This window comes from Brucella sp. IR068 (assembly GCF_049065885.1).
Taxonomy (GTDB): Bacteria; Pseudomonadota; Alphaproteobacteria; order Rhizobiales; family Rhizobiaceae; genus Brucella; species Brucella intermedia.
Window position 1 is genome coordinate 300,131 of record NZ_JBAKHE010000001.1, and the last position, 17,322, is coordinate 317,452.

A 17,322-nucleotide genomic window follows, 5' to 3' on the forward strand; every position below is an offset into this window, starting at 1 on the left:
ACAGGTCAGTCGGCGCTGTAGTCCTTGCCGTACCACTTTGCGGTGAGTGTCCCGAGAGTGCCGTCGGTCTTCATCTGCTTGATGATTTCGCCAATCTTGGCGGTCCATTCGGGATCGTTCTTTTCGGCGATAACGACGAGCGGCTCACGGAAGGCATAGTCGCCTTCGAGGATTTTTACGGGATAGCCGTTCTTGATGGCGTTCTGGGCCGTCTGCTCCGGTGCGACGATCGCATCGATACGAACGCCATCTCCCAGTCTCAGGTCGTCGAACGGCAGCATGGAATCCGCGAAGGTGCGAATTTCACCGGGTTCGAGCTTGTATTCGATGGGGGGAAGGCCGGGGGCGTCGATCTCCAGCTGGTGACGCGCATAATCTTCCGACGTGGTGGCTGTCTCGACGCCGATAACCTTGCCTTTGAGGTCAGCGACCGATTTCGCTTCGCTGTCCTTGTGTACGACATAGACATATGGGCTGTAATAATAAATACCGGCAAAATCGATGACATTGGCGCGCGCCTTGGTCGGCGTGACCGATCCGACGCCTACGTCATAGCGTCCCTGCCAGCGTCCGCCGGTCAAGGTTGCCCAGTCCGGTGTCTCGAAGGATACGGCGACGCCCAGACGCTTGCCGATCTCATTGGCAACGTCAACGTCGAATCCCACGAGCTGGTTGGAATCGTCCAGAAAGCTTTGCGGAGGCCAGCCTGCATTGGTTGCGACAACCATGGCCTTCTTTTCCATGACGCGATCCAGCGTCTCTCCCGCATGAGCCGCGAACCCCGTTGCCAGAATAGCGCCTGCGATACCCATTATTGTTATGATTTTTCTCATCTTATCGACCCCTCCACTGGTCTGACGCACGAGCATTGCATAAACACGCAAGCGTCGGCTAGGCCGCTCGCGGAAACGAATTATGAAATTAGCGTATGATTATATGCTTATCGTGCAGGATTCCGCTGAGGGAGCGCGAATTCGGGGCCGTTCATGTCCCGCGGCCCCGATAAGGCGAGTTACGCCGTGTGTCGGCGGCTACTGATTGCGTACCGCCATAGCCGTGACTTCGACCCGCATCTCCGGCGTGGCCAGTCCCGCCACGCCGACAGCGCAGCGAACCGGAAAAGGTTTCTTGAAGAAGCGCAGGTAAACCTCGTTAAAGGCAGGACGTTCGTTGATATCGGTCAGGTAGATCGTCAAATGAATGACGTTTGCCAGGCTGCTGCCTGCCTTTTCCAGTGAGATCCTGAGACTGTTGAGCGTGCATTCGCTCTGAGCGGTTATATCGCCGGTTTCCATTGTGCCATCTGCCCGGATGGGAATATGCGTGGTTACCAGCAAGTTGCCGATGCCTGCGACATCGGAGGAAATCTCGCTCTCGTCCGTGTCTTCAAGGAAATAGGGCGTCGTGCTGTTTGTCATGGTCATTCTCCAAGAGTCTCAAAAGTGTGAAGCGTTGTCGGACAGGTTGCCTGTTAAAACAAGCCGCATCGTGATGGACAAACGGCTCGATAGCTGTTCTGGCACGCCTGACCGCTGATAGGTGGAAACGTGGTAGCAATAATGTGTACCGACCGGGGCGGGCAACCTATTGCGGTGGTGATCGGGCAGGTCTAAGAAACAGGGTTGGGAGCGAGGAGGCTTCCACTCAACGACGACCGTTCCGGTCTGAAGGCAATCCATGACAGAAAAACATTCTCATCGCGGGCTCGTTGTTGCCGCGATCATGGCAAGCATGGCCATGATTGCAGTCGAGGCTACAATCGTATCGACCGCAATGCCGCAGATCGCTGCGCAATTGGGTCAGCTCAATCTCTATTCCTGGGTTTTCTCATCGTTCCTCTTGACCCAGACCGCGACGACCGTCGTGTTTGGAAAACTGGCCGATATATACGGTCGCAAGCCAGTGCTCATTTTCGGCATTGCCCTGTTCCTGATCGCGTCGATACTGGCGGGCTTTGCATGGTCGATGCCTTCCATGATTGTCTTCCGGCTATTGCAGGGCATTGGGGCAGGGGCGATCCAGCCCGCATCCATGACTGTTGTCGCCGACCTTTTTCCGGGCGCACAGCGCAGCAAGGTTCAGGGATACCTCGCCAGCGTGTGGGCGCTGTCAGCCGTTGTCGGCCCGCTCCTGGGCAGCCTGATCATTCACAATCTCAGCTGGGCGTGGGTGTTCTGGATAAACGTGCCGGTCGGTATGCTGGCGGCGTCGGGCTTTCTCCTCTTCCTGCATGAAGAAAAACGCTCCAAACCCGTATCGGTCGATGTGCTTGGCGCAGCGCTTTTTGCCGTCTCGATTTCATCTCTGATGATTGCGCTTACCCTCATGGAAAGCGCCGTCTCGCCGGAAGCGATTCTGGCATTGGTTCTCTTCGGCTTGTCGTTGGTTGCCTTCATCTGGCAGGAACGGCGCGCAAAGGAACCCATGGTCGCGCCCGGCTTGTGGCTGAAGCGCCCGATAGCATTTTCCAATCTGGCGGTTTTCCTTGCCAGCATGTCGATCATGGGACTGACGACGTTTCTGCCGATGTATGTGCAGACGGTTCTCGACCGTTCTCCGGTGGTCGCGGGCTTTGCCCTGACCATGCTGCTGCTGGGCTGGCCTTGCGGGGCGACGATTGCTTCGCGGCAGTTTACGCGGTTCGGATTGCGCCCGATCATGATTGTCGGAAGCATTTGTATTCCGATCGGAACCTCGTTGCTCGTCATGCTTGACCCGTCCAGCTCGGCCACGATGGCGGGCGCCGGTTCGCTGATCATGGGTTTCGGAATGGGCCTGCTCAACATCGGGGCGCTGATCCTGACGCAGGACAGCGTGAACTGGTCCGAACGCGGCAGTGCCACTGCATCGAATGTCTTTTCGCGCAATCTTGGCAGCACGCTCGGAGCGGCCATTCTGGGCGCGGTGCTGACATACGGTCTTGCCAACGCCAATCATGGCCAGGCTATTACGTCAGACCAACTGCGGGATCTCCTGAATGGCGCCGACATGCTCATAGATCAGCAGGAACTTCGACTGGCGCTTCAACACGCGCTGCACACGACTTTCATAGCGATGATGCTTATTGCCGTGTTGATCGTACCAGCTTGTCTCTGTGTGCCGGGGGTTAAACGGACATACGAAGAAAACGTGGTCACGTGACGTTCGCTTTATTCACAGGTCGAGGATTCAGCTGGCGCTTGGCGCTGGCTGAACAGATGACCTTGCAGAAATCGTATGGAAACACGCCTGAAAAAGCAAAAATCCCGGACGAAGCCGGGACTTTGTTGCCTATCTGATCGGAAAACTGGAGCGGGCGAAGGGATTCGAACCCTCGACCCCAACCTTGGCAAGGTTGTGCTCTACCCCTGAGCTACACCCGCTCGCGCCAGTCGTTTCCGTCAGGCAGGCGGTATATGAACTAACGCTTCCGAGATTGCAACAGGGAAATTACATGAAAATGTCTTTTCGACGAAATTGGCTGTGAGCCGTTGGCTAACTATCTGTATTCATGTCGTTATTTTGAGGTGTAGGGCCTGGATTCCGCTGTGATTTCTTCCCCAGACAGGAGGTAAGCGCCTGCTCGGGGGGCTGAACTCTGTAGGATTGGTGCGAGTCAAACCGCTGTGCTTCTGACAAGCAATCCAATTTGTTTTGCGTGGTTTCTAAGCCTCTATCCATGGTCTATAAGCTGTGGTGTGTCGCCGAAGCGTGAGGAGCGCGGCGACATGTGCAACATATTCAATGCCGAACAGAATGGGGTGGGACCATGCCTTTGTCGCCGAGCGAGCTACACGACTATCTTGATAAACTCGGTATCGAAGTAAAGACTGTTGAACATCCTCCTTTGTTCACGGTTGCCGATTCCCAAAGCCTGCGCGGTGAAATTCCGGGCGGTCACACGAAGAATCTCTTCCTGAAAGACAAGAAGGACAATTTCTTTCTCGTGACGGTCGAGGAGGACGCGGTGGTCGATCTGAAATCGATCCATCAACTGATCGGTGCGGCAAGCCGTGTTTCGTTTGGCAAGCCGGAAAAGCTGATGGAATATCTGGGTGTGATTCCCGGTTCGGTCACCGTGTTCGGCGCGGTCAACGATACCGCACACAATGTGCAGGTAATCCTTGATGCCGATCTCATGAAGCATGATGTCATCAACGGGCATCCGCTGACCAACGAAGCCACGACTTCCATCAAGCGCGATGATCTGGTTGCTTTCCTCAAGTCCACGGGACACGAACCGCGCATTCTGGCCGTTTCCGAGCGTGCCAAGGCTGATGCTTAGGTATAGACTGGTGGTCGGAACGGCAGCTTTCCCACGCGGCGATTGGCGATTGAAGTGGGAAACAGAAGCGCTAAGTTACAGCGCAACTGCTGAATCGACCGTCTTGAAATTGGCTTTCGAAGATACGAACTGAATGAACGACGCGGGCTTGCATGCGGAGCGTTGCATCGACCGGAAAATACGAAGGAATTTCTTATGAGCAGCCAAAACAATCCTTATGCTGGCGCGGGTGGCCAGATGACGGCGAATGTCTCTTTCGGCGCGCCGCAGGCCGCTGCTGGAGGAGCGGATCTCGTCAAGGACACCACGACGGCAGGCTTTCAGGCGGATGTAATCGCAGAATCCCGCAAGCAGCCGGTGCTGGTGGATTTCTGGGCGCCATGGTGCGGTCCCTGCAAGCAGTTGACCCCGATCATTGAAAAGGCGGTCCGCGAGGCTGGCGGCGCCGTCAAGCTGGTCAAGATGAATATCGACGACCATCCGGCGATTGCCGGCCAGCTTGGCATTCAATCCATTCCGGCGGTCATCGCTTTCGTCAACGGCCAGCCGGTTGACGGTTTCATGGGGGCTGTGCCTGAATCGAAGGTGAAGGAGTTCATCGCCAAGGTTGGCGGGCCGAGTGACGCTGAAACTGCGATTGCCGAGGCAATCGCGGCGGCGAACGAACTGGTTGAAGCTGGCGATTTCGTTCAGGCGTCTGAGATATTCTCGTCGATCCTTCATGCCGTCCCGGATAATGTCGACGCAGTTGTCGGTCTTGCGACCTGCCTTCTGGAATCCGGCGACGCGGAAAAGGCGCGGGAAATTCTGGCCCAGATTCCTGCAGACAAGCAGAACGCGCCTGCCGTCCGGGCGCTGGAAGCACGTCTTGCACTGGCCGACCAGGTCAAGCTCATCGGTGATCCGATTGAACTCGAAAAGCGAATTCAGGCTGATCCCAATGATTATCAGGCCCGGTTCGATCTTGCGCAGGTGCGTAACGCGCAGGGGCGGCGTGAAGATGCGGCCAATGAGCTGCTTTTCATCATGAAGGCCAGCCGCGAGTGGAACGATGACGGTGCGCGCAAGCAGTTGCTCCAGTTCTTCGAGGCGTGGGGCAATGCCGATCCCGCGACGCTCGGCGCACGGCGCAAGCTGTCGTCGCTTCTGTTTTCCTGACCGCGAGCGGTCGGGAGCATGGCGGACAAATTGCGCTTTGCCCGCCATGCGGATTCCAACTGTTAGGGCGCATGTCGCGTGAGCCCTAAAGGGAGGTTGTAATGCAAGTGGGCAATGCCCGTTACAGGACGGGCGCGGATATTCCTGAGACTGTGCCGGTTTTCCCGTTGAAAGGGGCGCTGCTTCTGCCCGGTGGCCAGCTTCCGCTCAACATTTTCGAACCGCGCTATCTGGCGATGGTCGAGAATGCGCTGGCCGGCAAGCGCATCATCGGCATGATCCAGCCGAAAATCGACGGCGAGGATGATGAGCCGACCGACGAACTGGACGAAAGCCTTCGCCCGCAGTTGAGCAGTGTCGGTTGTCTTGGCCGTATCACCACTTTTGCCGAAACCGGCGATGGCCGCTTGCTGATCACCTTGCAGGGCATCTGCCGTTTTCGCGTGCGCGAGGAGATCAATTGCCGCCAGCCTTATCGGCAGTGCCGGATCATGCCGTTCCTTGCCGACCTGGAGCAGTCGCGGGAGTCATCGGAGATCGACCGTGAAGCCTTGCTGGGTGCGTTCCGGGATTATCTCGAGGCGCACAATCTGGAAGCCGATTGGGATAGCATCGCGCGGGCAAACAACGAGACCCTCGTCAATGCGCTCTCCATCATGTCGCCTTTCGGCCCGGCTGAAAAACAGGCGCTTCTGGAAGCCCCGGATTTGAAGACGCGTGCAGCGACGTTGATCGCCATCACCGAAATGGTGCTGGCCCGAGTGAAGGACGACGATTTCGGATCGCGTTTACAGTAGATTTCAGGAATAGGATCATGGACGACAAGACGGAAACCGGCAATATCGACGTGCGCCTGCTGGAACTTCTCGTATGCCCTATAACCAAAGGGGCGCTTGAATATGACGCGGAACATGGCGAACTGATCTCGCACAAGGCAAAGCTTGCATATCCGGTCCGGGGCGGCATTCCCATCATGCTCCCGTCAGAAGCGCGCAGTTTGACGGAGTGATAGCGGGCCTTTCTGGTGCTGGCCGGAGGCTTGGCGCGCGGAACATGTCTGCTTTTCCCGCTGTTATATAATTTCCACACAAGCCCCTATCTTTTTCATTAGTTTCAGCCACGCGCATTATTGCTTGTCGGACAACGGGGCTCTATAACCCTCGCGGAACTTGATAAAGATGATGGCGGACGGCCTCCTGCTGTTTGTTGTTGTCGTGAATTTGAACGCGATATTCTTGAAAAAAGCGGATCTCCGTTTTGTGGAATATGCGAAATAAAACAGAGGCTTGGCATTATGGCATCCAGAAAACTCCTTCTCCTGCCCGGCGACGGCATCGGCCCAGAGGCGATGGCGGAAGTCCGCAAGATCATCGCTTTCCTCAACTCAGGCCTCAATCTCGGTTTCGAGACGGAAGAAGGTCTGGTTGGCGGTTCCGCCTATGATGCGCATGGCCAGGCGATTTCCGATGCGGATATGGAGAAGGCGCTGGCCGCCGATGCCGTGCTTTTCGGTGCCGTTGGCGGTCCGAAGTGGGACAGCGTGCCTTATGAAGTGCGCCCTGAAGCCGGTCTTCTGCGTCTGCGCAAGGAGATGCAGCTTTATGCAAATCTTCGCCCGGCCATCTGCTATCCGGCACTGGCCCATTCTTCCTCGCTGAAGCCGGAAGTTATCGAAGGTCTCGATATCCTTATCCTGCGCGAGTTGACCGGCGGCGTCTATTTCGGCGAGCCTAAGGAAATCATCGACCTCGGCAACGGCCAGAAGCGCGGCATCGATACGCAGGTCTACGACACCTACGAAATCGAACGCATCGCCGATGTCGCCTTCGAGCTGGCGCGCACGCGCCGCAACAAGGTCACGTCGATGGAAAAGCGCAACGTGATGAAGTCCGGCGTTCTGTGGAATCAGGTCGTCACCGCGCGCCACAAGGAAAAACACGCCGACGTGGAACTGGAGCATATGCTGGCCGATGCTGGCGGCATGCAGCTTGTGCGCTGGCCGAAGCAGTTCGACGTCATCGTTACGGACAACCTGTTCGGCGATATGCTGTCGGACGTGGCCGCGATGCTGACCGGCTCGCTGGGCATGCTGCCGTCGGCTTCGCTCGGTGCGGTCGATTCCAAAACCGGCAAGCGCAAGGCGCTTTACGAGCCGGTTCACGGTTCGGCACCGGATATCGCCGGCAAGGGCGTTGCCAATCCGATTGCGATGATTGCTTCGCTTGCCATGTGCCTGCGTTATTCGTTCAATCTCGTCGACGAAGCGGATCGTCTGGAAGCAGCGATTGCACAGGTTCTCAATGATGGCCTGCGCACTGCCGACATCTGGTCGGAAGGCAAGTCCAAGGTCGGCACCGTCGAAATGGGCGACGCAATCCTCGACAAGTTCTCTAAGCTTTCCGCTGCATAAGCGCGACAGGATCGCTTGATATATGGCCCGTCATGCATTCTGCATGGCGGGCTTTTCTTTTTTGAATAAGTGCCCGATTTGAGGCTGTAAATTCGTGCTTCGCTGCATAAGAATAGCGGCATGTTGTTCACGCTCCCTGATCAAAACAAACTTTACGATGCACTTGTCGCCCGCGATGCCGCTTTTGAGGGCAGGGCCTATGTCGGCGTTATCTCGACCGGAATTTTCTGCCGCCTGACCTGTCCGGCGCGCAAACCGAAACAGGAAAACTGCCGTTTCTTCGCATCGGTTGCCGAATGCATGGCCGATGGATTCAGGCCATGCAAAAGATGCCATCCGTTACAGCCCGCCGCCGAAGCGGAACCGGCCGTCAGGAAGCTTCTCGACGCGCTTGAAGCCGAACCGGAGCGACGCTGGAGCGAAGAGGATGTGGCCCGGCTGGGGCTTGATCCTTCGACCGTCCGTCGCAGTTTCCGCCGCCATTTCGGAATGACGTTTCTCGAAATGGCGCGGCAGGAGCGCCTGCGGCACGGGTTCCAGGCGCTTGCCGATGGCGGGCGTGTGATCGATGCGCAGATCGACGCGGGATTTGAATCTCCCGAAGCTTTCCGCGGCGCCTTTGCGCGTATTCTCGGACTGCCGCCCGGAAAATTGCGCGGCGATGGCTTGCTGCGGGCCGATTGGATCAGGACGCCGCTCGGCACGATGATAGCCATCTGTGACGCGCGAAACCTGCATCTTCTCGAATTCGTCGATCGCAAGGCGCTGCCCGCTGAGCTCAAGAAACTATATGCCACCTGCCGCGGCGATCTGGGGATTGGCCGTTTCGACACGCATGATCTTGTCGAGCGACAGCTGAATGCCTTTTTCGAGGGCAATTCCCCGACGTTCGACCTGCCGCTGGTTCTGCATGGCAGTGCTTTCACGCAGCATGTCTGGCGCGAACTTCAGAATATCCGGGCAGGGGACACGCGTAGCTACAGCGAACTTGCGCAGGCCATGGAAAAGCCGCTTGCGGTGCGCGCGGTGGCGCGGGCCAACGGGGCGAACCAGATTGCCATCATTATCCCCTGCCATCGCGTGATCGGCGCGGACGGATCGCTGACGGGCTACGGTGGCGGTCTGTGGCGCAAGCAGAAGCTGATCGAAATCGAGGCGCAATACCGCCGATAGTGGCACCATACGAACATGAAAACGCCGCCCCGGGAGGGCGGCGTTTCAATTTGTGCGGTTGACGATGGTCAGTCGAGCTTGTGCAGGTCGACGCCCTTGGTTTCCTTGACGAAGATCATGCCGATCACAAAGGTGATGGAGGCGATGATGATCGGATACCAGAGGCCGTAGTAGATATCGCCCTTGGCCGCGCTGAGTGCGAACACGCCAGCCGGAAGCAGACCGCCGAACCAGCCATTGCCGATATGATATGGCAACGACATGCCGGTGTAGCGGATGCGGGTCGGGAACATCTCGACGAGGATCGCGGCAATCGGGCCATACACCATCGTCACATAGATGACGAGGACGGTCAGGATAGCGATTGTCAGAACCCAATTGACCTCTGCGGGGTCGGCAACCATCTTGAATGCGCCGGCGCCCGGGATCGTGAAGACGGCCTGTGGCGTGCTGACACCCAGTCCGTCCGCCTCAGTCTGGGTCAGAAGCTTCTGCTTCACCAGATCGGCAGCCGGAACCATGGCCTTCTCGCCGCCGCGGATCGCTTCGGCATTCAGCTGAAGTTCCGGATTGGCGGCGACAAATGCGTCGAGCTTGCTGTCCGGCACCTTCGCGGGATCGCGAACGAGCGGGAAGCCAGCCTTCTGCAAGGCAAGGTTCACGTCGTGAGACAGAGCCGACTGCTTGGCCGCAGCATCGGCGCCAGCCTGAACGGCGTCGTAAGACGTGATCGTGCTGTCACCGAGCGTGATGGTTGCAGGCGTTCCGGCCGCTGCCGTCTGCACGATCTCATAAGGCACCGAACTCTTGGCGAGGAAGCTTGTCGCGACATCGCAAGACGTGGTGAACTTCGACGTGCCGGTGGCGTTGAACTGGAAGTTGCAATCGCCGGGAGCAGCCGTAACGGTCGCCTTGATCGTCTGTTCGGCCTGGGCCAGAGCCGGGTTTGCGGCATGGGTCAGCGCCTTGAACAGCGGGAAGTAGGTTACGGCGGCCAGAAGCAGGCCCGCCATAATGATTGGCTTGCGACCGATCTTGTCGGACAGCCAGCCAAAGAAGACGAAACCGCCGGTGCCGATCAGGAGTGCGATGGCGACCATGATATTGGCCGACTGGTTTTCGACCTTCAGAACGTTCTGAAGGAAGAACAGGGCGTAGAACTGACCGCAATACCAGACGACGGCCTGACCGGCGGTGAGGCCGAAAAGGGCGATGAGCGCGATCTTTGCATTCTTCCACTGGCCGAAAGCTTCAGAAAGCGGTGCCTTCGAAGTCTTGCCTTCTTCCTTCATGCGCTTGAATGCGGGCGACTCGCTCATCTGCATGCGAATCCAGACGGAAATGCCAAGCAGGAGGATCGAGACGAGGAACGGAATGCGCCAGCCCCAGGCGGCGAAGGCTTCCTTGCTCATCATGGTCTGGATGCCCAGAATGACCAGCAGCGACAGGAACAGGCCAAGCGTTGCCGTGGTCTGGATCCATGACGTGAAGAAACCACGGCGATTGTTCGGAGCATGTTCCGCAACATAGGTTGCCGCACCGCCATATTCACCGCCGAGTGCGAGACCCTGCAGCATGCGAAGGACGATCAGGATGATCGGTGCGAAAATGCCAAGCGTGGCCGAGCCGGGCAGGATACCCACGAGAAACGTGGACGCGCCCATGATGACGATGGTCACAAGGAATGTGTATTTACGCCCGACGAGATCGCCGATGCGTCCGAAAACAAGGGCGCCGAAGGGGCGCACGAGGAAGCCTGCCGCGAAGGCGAGCAGAACGAAGATGTTTCGGGTTGCTTCCGGATATTCGTTGAAGAATGCCGCGCCGATGAAGGCTGCAAGCGTTCCATAGAGATAGAAATCGTACCATTCGAAGACGGTACCAAGCGATGACGCAAAAATTACCTTGCGTTCTTCGCTCGTCATTTTCTGCGTGCCGACCTCGGCACTTGACGAGACTGCCATTAATCTGTCCTCCCAAACAGAGCCCTGCGGGCAAATGTAGGGCGATACTTCTTCACCGGGTAAATGAAGTTCGCCTGGTGCGCCGGGACAATTCCTCTCAACTGTCCGGGCGCTCTCCTCACACTTGCATGATGAACCGAAAAAGGGGATTCGTGCAGTAGTCTTTAGTATGAGACAGAACTGACGGCTTGAAATACTGAAGGGAAGCAATAAAGCGCCAAAAAATGCGCTCCTTGCGGGGATGGAGAATTGACTCCATCTATAAACCGCGTAAAAGCAGTGGCGAACGAAGGAGAACCCGCGTGGATCGCGTCAACGTAGCGTCAGTTTCGCTTGGAACTGCCGGCATTCTTGCCGGGGCAGCGCGCATGCCTTCGATTTCCAAAACACTCACGGCCATTACCAAAACGACCACGAAAACGGTCTGATTCCCTTGGCCTGCTCGCCCTCTCCCCGGGTCTGGCCCGGGGGCGGAAGTCCCGCGTGGCCTGCGGGGTTCCGAATCTGGAAGCGGAGAGGGACAGGAGACGAAAAATGGGTTTCAAGGTTGCAGTTGTCGGCGCCACCGGAAATGTCGGGCGCGAAATGCTCAATATCCTCGAGGAACGCGGCTTTCCGGCTGACGAAGTTGTCGCGCTTGCATCGCGCCGCAGCCAGGGTACGGAAGTGTCCTATGGTGACCGGACGCTGAAGGTCAAGGCGCTCGACACGTATGATTTCTCCGATACGGACATCTGCCTGATGTCTGCCGGCGGCGAGATTTCCAAGGAATGGTCGCCGAAGATCGGCAAGCAGGGCTGTGTCGTCATCGATAATTCCTCGGCCTGGCGTTATGACGCCGAAGTGCCGCTGATCGTGCCGGAAGTGAACCCGGACGCAATCGAAGGCTTCCGCAAGAAGAACATCATTGCCAATCCGAACTGCTCGACCGCCCAGCTCGTCGTGGCCTTGAAGCCGCTGCACGATGTCGCCAAGATCAGGCGCGTTGTCGTGTCGACCTATCAGTCGGTTTCGGGTGCGGGCAAGGAAGGCATGGATGAGCTTTTTGAACAGTCACGCGCTGTTTTCGTAGCCGATCCGGTCACGGCCAAGAAGTTCACCAAGCGCATCGCGTTCAACGTGATCCCGCATATCGATGTCTTCATGGAAGACGGCTACACCAAGGAAGAATGGAAGATGGTGGCCGAAACCAAGAAGATGCTCGATCCGAAGATCAAGCTGACGGCAACCGCTGTCCGCGTTCCGGTCTTCATCGGCCACTCCGAGGCGGTCAATATCGAGTTCGAAAACCCGATCACGCCGGAAGAAGCGCGCGAAATCCTGCGCGAAGCCCCGGGCTGCCAGGTTGTCGACAAGCACGAGAATGGCGGCTACATCACGCCTTATGAATCCGCTGGCGAAGACGCGACCTATATCAGCCGCATCCGCGAGGATATCACCGTCGAAAACGGTCTTGCCATGTGGGTGGTCTCGGACAATCTGCGCAAGGGCGCTGCTCTCAACACGATCCAGATTGCTGAACTGCTGGTCGCGCGCGGCCTCATCAAGCCGAAGGCGCTTGCGGTCTGATCTGCTTTCTCAGCACTGAGATTGAAAAGCGCCGGGAAACCGGCGCTTTTTGTTTGATGCGGGTGGCGGTCCCTTAAGCTTCGGGATAAGAATTGATCGGGATGGGGGCGATATGAGTTTGATACACAACGAACGAACCAAGTTGCTGGCGAACAATCTTGATCGCCTTTCCACGGCGTTTCTCGCTGTCGGGGTTCTGGGCAACACCTTTAATTTCACGCCGGGGAGCGGCCTGGTCGTCTCTTTTCTCGGCGTCACAGCTTGGATTTTGCCGGCGATCGTATTACATCTTATGGCAAGACGCGTTTTAGGGAGATTGAAGCCATGACTTCGGGGGTCTTCTTTTGGTACATTTTCCCGCTGATCGTAGCGGCCGCCGGTCTTGGCTGGCTTTGGTACGACAAGCGTTTCAACAACCATTATCGCTGATCTGCGTAGCCTTATCAGAAGTCCAAGCGCCGGTTTTCCGGCGCTTTTTGTTAGCGGTTGAGGCTGTTGGCGAGATTGCCGCGTATACCGAGCAAGCGTGCGCGCAGATCCTGCAACTCATCGACAGGCTGACCCAGTGCGCAGAACACCTGCTCCGGGATGTTCTCGGCCTGCTTGCGCAATTCCCGGCCTTCGTCGGTCAATGTGATGCGCACCTGCCGCTCGTCCCGCGCATCGCGTCGCCGCGCAATGCGTCCGGCTGCTTCGAGGCGTTTCAGCAGCGGCGTCAGCGTGCCTGAGTCCAGATTGAGTTGTGCGCCGATCTCCGAGACTGTCCGATCGTCCTGTTCCCACAGCACGATCATCACCAGAAACTGCGAATAGGTGAGGTCGAGTTTGTTGAGGATCGGCTGATAGGCGCGCGTCAACGCATTTGCGGTCGAATAGATCGCAAAGCAGACCATGTTGGAAAGGTCGAGATTCGAATCCTGATCGTCGCGCTTCATTCAGACAACTCCTTGGTCGATATATACAGCATACGCAATTGGATTGTGCATCATATAATCGTGATATTATATTTTGCAAAATTAGATTGCGCGCAATTTAAAAATCTGCGAGTTTGGCTGCGAAGACAAACCAAAGGAGAAACCCAGATGTCAATTCTGTACACCACCCAGTCCACAGCAACCGGCGGCCGCACGGGAAGCGCCAAAACCGCTGACGGACGGCTGAGCGTCGTTCTCGATACGCCGAAGGAACTGGGCGGCTCGGGCGGCGAGGGCACCAATCCCGAGCAGCTTTTCGCTTCCGGTTATGCGGCCTGCTTCCTCGGTGCGTTGAAGTTCGTTGCCGCAAAGGAAAAAGTTGCCATTGCAGCCGACAGCACCGTGACCGCGACGGTCGGTATCGGTCCGCGTGAGGACGGCACCGGCTTTGGCCTTGATGTCGCACTGCAAGTGGCATTGCCGGGCGTGGACAAGGCGAAGGCCGAAGAACTGGTTCAGGCAGCGCACATCGTCTGCCCCTACTCGCATGCAACGCGCGGCAATATCGATGTTCGCCTGAGCGTGGCGTAACAGGAAATGGAAAAGGCGCCCGGTGAGGGCGCCTTTTTTATGATACTTTCCGGATTTCAGCAGGAAGCCATGTCGATGAGTATAAAACCGGATAGCTCGACTTGTGACAGAATGGAAACGCGCTACCTTATAAATCCGGCAATTGACTCTTCATATCGCAGGCTTGCGGATCGCTTTGCCGCCGACCTTTCAGATGAACGAGACATCTTGCTCAGCCGATGCGCTGCGCTCATGGCGATCAAATTCCTGGAGGAAGATGGCGCGTTTTAAGCCGCTCCAAAAAAAATCGGCAGCGGCTACTCCGCCTGAGCCTCGATATTTTCCATATCGTCGTCCGACAGGCCGAAATGGTGGCCGATCTCGTGAATCAGCACATGGGTGATGATATCGCCCAGCACTTCTTCATGTTCGGACCAGTAGTCGAGGATCGCGCGACGATAAAGCGTGATGCGGTTCGGACCTTCGCCGGTCTGCAGGCTGAAACGTTCGCCGATGCCGCGTCCTTCAAAAAGGCCGAGCAGGTCGAAAGGCGTTTCCAGCCCCATATCCTCGATGATCTGGTCGTCAGGAAAGTCGGCGATCTGGATGATGATGTCGCCGCACAACGCACGAAACTCCTGCGGCAGATGCGCAAGAGCTTCAATCGCGATGGATTCGATTTCGTCCAGCGAGGGCGAAAGACGTCCCGCCCAGTCGCCGCTTTGATCTTCTCGGGCCATTCCAGCCAATCGTGTCCTATTCACTTGTGCAGGCCGCCAGACCTGCAGCCGGGCGTTCTGGCGGGCATTCTGGCCGAGTATATATAGCGCATGCCGTCATTATGCCCAGGGACGCTGTTCGGCGCGCTTGGCCTCGAATGCGTCGATGCTGCCAGCCTTTTCCATGGTCAGGCCGATATCGTCCAGACCGTTGAGCAGGCAATGGCGCTTGAAATCGTCGAGGTCGAAGGAAATCGTGCCGCCATCGGGCCCGTGAATTTCCTTGGCTTCGAGATCGATGGTGAGGGTTGCATTAGCGCCGCGCGAAGCGTCGTCCATCAGCTTGTCCAGATCTTCCTGGCTGACCTTGATCGGCAGAATGCCGTTCTTGAAGCAGTTATTGTAGAAGATGTCGGCGAAAGAAGTCGAGATCACGCAGCGGATGCCGAAGTCGAGCAGGGCCCACGGCGCATGCTCGCGCGACGAACCGCAGCCGAAATTGTCGCCTGCGACGAGAATCTGCGCGTTGCGGTACCCCGGCTTGTTCAGGACGAAATCCGGGTTTTCCGTGCCGTCTTCGTTGAAGCGCATTTCGGCGAAAAGACCCTTGCTCAGACCCGTGCGCTTGATCGTCTTCAGGTAATCCTTCGGAATGATCATGTCCGTATCGATGTTGACGATCGGCAGGGGGGCGGCGACGCCCGTGAGCTTGGTGAACTTATCCATGTCCTGAACCTGTCGGTTGGGAATTTGCAATTTGCAAACTGGTTTACATCAGCTTGACCGAGAGTCAACGTTTGAGGCCGAAACTGCCCAATAGGTCGCAACTCCCGACCCGTCTTGCGATTTATCCGGCGCGCTTGCAAGCACGCCGGATAGTTCGACTGTCGGGTTATGCGCATAATCCTGTCTGTAAACCGCGTCAAGGTTTGCGGATCATGCGTATGCGATGCAATTTGAGCAATTATCAGACGTTCAACGCGATGCCGCCGGTCTCGCTGCCGGTCAGGCGGCGGGATTTCCCGTCGGTGCCGACAACAGCCGTGACGCGCCTGCGCAGCATCGAAAGGTTGGGCGAAACCGCCACATTGATAGCCGGATCGAACTGAAGCGTGATACGCCACAACTCCGGCTTGATCGTTTCCTCGACCGCGATAATGCGGGCGTCGAACGGCGTGGTGTGAAACAGGCCGGTGATGCGCTGGCCGACGCGGTAAGGCGCGGTATCGTCCTGCATGGATGCGGCTTCAACCTTGCTGCCATTGGCGGCAAGTGTGTTCCAGTCACGCTTGCCGGACTGGCGCGCCACGAGGTCGAGGGCCTTGCCGTGGCTGATGGCGATGCCTTCCTCGCTCAAAGCCTGCCGCAGACGGCGGGCCTGATGCTTGAAGTCAACATTATTGGTCCCAGCGATGATAGCTGTGGTCATTGTTTTCGCTCCTGATTGTGAGCGGCGTTTTCATGAACGGGTGCCCGCATTGCCGTTTCTGCCGTCACCGGAACAAAAACGAAGTTTCAGAATGCTTTACCATGGCTTGGAAGCTGCGGGCGGCAGGTGCATTCAACCGAAGGCCGGAAAATAGGCAGCCGTGATGCGGATTTCAAGTCCCTTTCCGGGAAGGCTTGCGGGACCACGCCGAACGCTTCGGGACCTTGCGCGTTTACACGGTTCGGTGCACAAATCGGGACATGAAAACCATTGTTCGCCCCCGCCGTTCCGTCCTGTTCGTTCCTGCTTCCAATGCCCGCGCCCTGGAGAAGTCGCTGACGCTGCCGGCGGATTGTGTGATCTACGATCTGGAAGATTCCGTAGCGCCCGATGCAAAGGTTCCGGCGCGCGATGCGCTGGCGGCGCATTTAGCAAACCATCCGAAGGCAGGCTTCGAACGGGTCGTGCGGGTGAATACGGCAGAAACGCCGTGGGGCAAGGACGATGTTGCGGCGGCTGCGAATATGGGCGCGGATGCGATCCTTCTGCCCAAGGTCGAACGTCCGCAGGATATAATCGACGCAGCCAACCGGCTTGATCGCCATGACGCCGATCCGGCCGTTGGTGTCTGGGCGATGATCGAGACGCCAAGGGGCATTCTCAACGCCGACGAAATTGCGGTTCTTGGACATCGTTCGGCAGTGCGGCTTGCCTGTTTTGTCGTCGGGCCGAATGATATCGCGCGGGAAACGGGTGTGCGTCCGCAGCAGGGGCGACCCTATCTGATCCCCTGGCTGATGCAAATCGTTCTTGCCGCGCGCGCTGGCGGGATCACCGTGCTTGACGGCGTTTATAACGATTTTCGCGACAGCGTGGGTTTCGAGGCAGAATGCGCCCAAGGCGCTGCCATGGGTTTTGACGGCAAGACGCTCATTCACCCGGGGCAGATCGAAGCGGCCAACCGGGCATTCTCCCCGAGCGAGGAGGAAGTGGCACACGCCCGCCGCGTCGTTGAAATCTTTGCCCGCCCTGAAAATGCCGATAAGGGTGTCATCTCGCTGGACGGGCAGATGGTCGAGCGCCTGCATCTTCAGATGGCCGAGCGCGTGCTCGCCAGAACCGGCGTGAAGTTATAACAGAGGAAGTAAAAGC

20 protein-coding genes and 1 tRNA gene are annotated in these 17,322 nt (G+C 57.5%); 13 read left to right on the top strand and 8 right to left on the bottom strand.

Going from position 1 to position 17,322, the window contains the following annotated elements:
- Window positions 1-5: 5 nt before the first annotated feature.
- The gene (locus ACOWVS_RS01410) at window positions 6-833 is read right to left on the bottom strand and encodes a transporter substrate-binding domain-containing protein (protein WP_025092069.1); all 828 of its coding nucleotides are present in this window, start codon (window positions 831-833) and stop codon (window positions 6-8) included.
- A 198-nt stretch (window positions 834-1,031) separates the two neighbouring features.
- Window positions 1,032-1,418 (bottom strand): RidA family protein, encoded by a 387-nt coding sequence (locus ACOWVS_RS01415; RefSeq protein ID WP_021588137.1) that lies wholly within the window; start codon window positions 1,416-1,418, stop codon window positions 1,032-1,034.
- 259 nt (window positions 1,419-1,677) lie between these two features.
- Here ACOWVS_RS01415 and ACOWVS_RS01420 point away from each other — a divergent pair, with 259 nt between their 5' ends.
- Complete coding sequence (locus ACOWVS_RS01420; protein ID WP_021588136.1) at window positions 1,678-3,141, top strand: MDR family MFS transporter; 1,464 nt, start codon at window positions 1,678-1,680, stop codon at window positions 3,139-3,141.
- Window positions 3,142-3,287: 146 nt separating this feature from the next.
- Here the strand turns inward: ACOWVS_RS01420 and ACOWVS_RS01425 are convergent.
- Window positions 3,288-3,362 (bottom strand) — tRNA-Gly (locus tag ACOWVS_RS01425).
- Between the two features lie 386 nt (window positions 3,363-3,748).
- Here ACOWVS_RS01425 and ACOWVS_RS01430 point away from each other — a divergent pair.
- From ACOWVS_RS01430 to ACOWVS_RS01455, 6 genes are all read left to right on the top strand, one after another.
- Window positions 3,749-4,264, top strand: a complete 516-nt coding sequence (locus ACOWVS_RS01430; RefSeq protein ID WP_021588135.1) for a prolyl-tRNA synthetase associated domain-containing protein — start codon at window positions 3,749-3,751, stop codon at window positions 4,262-4,264.
- A gap of 195 nt (window positions 4,265-4,459) precedes the next feature.
- Window positions 4,460-5,422, top strand: a complete 963-nt coding sequence (gene trxA / locus ACOWVS_RS01435; protein WP_021588134.1) for a thioredoxin — start codon at window positions 4,460-4,462, stop codon at window positions 5,420-5,422.
- A gap of 101 nt (window positions 5,423-5,523) precedes the next feature.
- Window positions 5,524-6,219 carry an LON peptidase substrate-binding domain-containing protein gene (locus tag ACOWVS_RS01440; RefSeq protein ID WP_006468552.1) on the top strand — a complete coding sequence of 232 codons (696 nt, stop codon included), beginning with the start codon at window positions 5,524-5,526 and terminating at the stop codon, window positions 6,217-6,219.
- A gap of 17 nt (window positions 6,220-6,236) precedes the next feature.
- A complete protein-coding gene (locus tag ACOWVS_RS01445) occupies window positions 6,237-6,431 on the top strand; it encodes a Trm112 family protein (protein WP_006468553.1) in 195 nt (64 codons plus the stop codon).
- 285 nt (window positions 6,432-6,716) lie between these two features.
- Window positions 6,717-7,832 carry a 3-isopropylmalate dehydrogenase gene (leuB, locus tag ACOWVS_RS01450; RefSeq protein ID WP_021588132.1) on the top strand — a complete coding sequence of 372 codons (1,116 nt, stop codon included), beginning with the start codon at window positions 6,717-6,719 and terminating at the stop codon, window positions 7,830-7,832.
- 120 nt (window positions 7,833-7,952) lie between these two features.
- Window positions 7,953-9,005, top strand: a complete 1,053-nt coding sequence (locus ACOWVS_RS01455) for a bifunctional transcriptional activator/DNA repair enzyme AdaA (RefSeq protein ID WP_021588131.1) — start codon at window positions 7,953-7,955, stop codon at window positions 9,003-9,005.
- A 68-nt stretch (window positions 9,006-9,073) separates the two neighbouring features.
- On the opposite strand, the gene ACOWVS_RS01460 is transcribed toward ACOWVS_RS01455, so the two are convergent.
- Complete coding sequence (locus ACOWVS_RS01460) at window positions 9,074-10,969, bottom strand: MFS transporter (protein WP_021588130.1); 1,896 nt, start codon at window positions 10,967-10,969, stop codon at window positions 9,074-9,076.
- 302 nt (window positions 10,970-11,271) lie between these two features.
- Between ACOWVS_RS01460 and ACOWVS_RS01465 the strand changes: the two genes are divergently transcribed.
- The 3 genes from ACOWVS_RS01465 (at window position 11,272) to ACOWVS_RS01475 (ending at window position 12,866) form a co-directional block, all read left to right on the top strand.
- The gene (locus ACOWVS_RS01465; protein ID WP_006472225.1) at window positions 11,272-11,397 is read left to right on the top strand and encodes a hypothetical protein; all 126 of its coding nucleotides are present in this window, start codon (window positions 11,272-11,274) and stop codon (window positions 11,395-11,397) included.
- Window positions 11,398-11,503: 106 nt separating this feature from the next.
- Window positions 11,504-12,538 (top strand): aspartate-semialdehyde dehydrogenase, encoded by a 1,035-nt coding sequence (locus tag ACOWVS_RS01470; RefSeq protein WP_021588129.1) that lies wholly within the window; start codon window positions 11,504-11,506, stop codon window positions 12,536-12,538.
- 112 nt (window positions 12,539-12,650) lie between these two features.
- Window positions 12,651-12,866, top strand: a complete 216-nt coding sequence (locus ACOWVS_RS01475; protein ID WP_230349924.1) for a hypothetical protein — start codon at window positions 12,651-12,653, stop codon at window positions 12,864-12,866.
- A gap of 151 nt (window positions 12,867-13,017) precedes the next feature.
- Here ACOWVS_RS01475 and ACOWVS_RS01480 read toward each other — a convergent pair whose 3' ends face one another.
- The gene (locus tag ACOWVS_RS01480; RefSeq protein ID WP_021588127.1) at window positions 13,018-13,473 is read right to left on the bottom strand and encodes a MarR family winged helix-turn-helix transcriptional regulator; all 456 of its coding nucleotides are present in this window, start codon (window positions 13,471-13,473) and stop codon (window positions 13,018-13,020) included.
- A gap of 147 nt (window positions 13,474-13,620) precedes the next feature.
- Between ACOWVS_RS01480 and ACOWVS_RS01485 the strand changes: the two genes are divergently transcribed.
- Window positions 13,621-14,043, top strand: coding sequence for an organic hydroperoxide resistance protein (locus ACOWVS_RS01485; protein WP_075041559.1), 423 nt, complete (start codon window positions 13,621-13,623; stop codon window positions 14,041-14,043).
- A gap of 6 nt (window positions 14,044-14,049) precedes the next feature.
- Complete coding sequence (locus tag ACOWVS_RS01490; RefSeq protein ID WP_075041558.1) at window positions 14,050-14,313, top strand: hypothetical protein; 264 nt, start codon at window positions 14,050-14,052, stop codon at window positions 14,311-14,313.
- A 26-nt stretch (window positions 14,314-14,339) separates the two neighbouring features.
- Here the strand turns inward: ACOWVS_RS01490 and ACOWVS_RS01495 are convergent, their stop codons facing one another.
- The 3 genes from ACOWVS_RS01495 to ACOWVS_RS01505 all read right to left on the bottom strand — a co-directional run bounded on the left by ACOWVS_RS01495 (window position 14,340) and on the right by ACOWVS_RS01505 (window position 16,170).
- Window positions 14,340-14,762, bottom strand: a complete 423-nt coding sequence (locus ACOWVS_RS01495; protein ID WP_006472228.1) for a metallopeptidase family protein — start codon at window positions 14,760-14,762, stop codon at window positions 14,340-14,342.
- A gap of 99 nt (window positions 14,763-14,861) precedes the next feature.
- A complete protein-coding gene (gene leuD, locus ACOWVS_RS01500; protein ID WP_006472229.1) occupies window positions 14,862-15,467 on the bottom strand; it encodes a 3-isopropylmalate dehydratase small subunit in 606 nt (201 codons plus the stop codon).
- A 241-nt stretch (window positions 15,468-15,708) separates the two neighbouring features.
- The gene (locus tag ACOWVS_RS01505) at window positions 15,709-16,170 is read right to left on the bottom strand and encodes a glyoxalase superfamily protein (RefSeq protein ID WP_075041557.1); all 462 of its coding nucleotides are present in this window, start codon (window positions 16,168-16,170) and stop codon (window positions 15,709-15,711) included.
- A 260-nt stretch (window positions 16,171-16,430) separates the two neighbouring features.
- Here ACOWVS_RS01505 and ACOWVS_RS01510 point away from each other — a divergent pair, with 260 nt between their 5' ends.
- Entirely contained in the window at window positions 16,431-17,306 is an 876-nt protein-coding gene (locus ACOWVS_RS01510) for an HpcH/HpaI aldolase/citrate lyase family protein (RefSeq protein ID WP_075041556.1), read from the top strand.
- Window positions 17,307-17,322 lie beyond the last annotated feature (16 nt).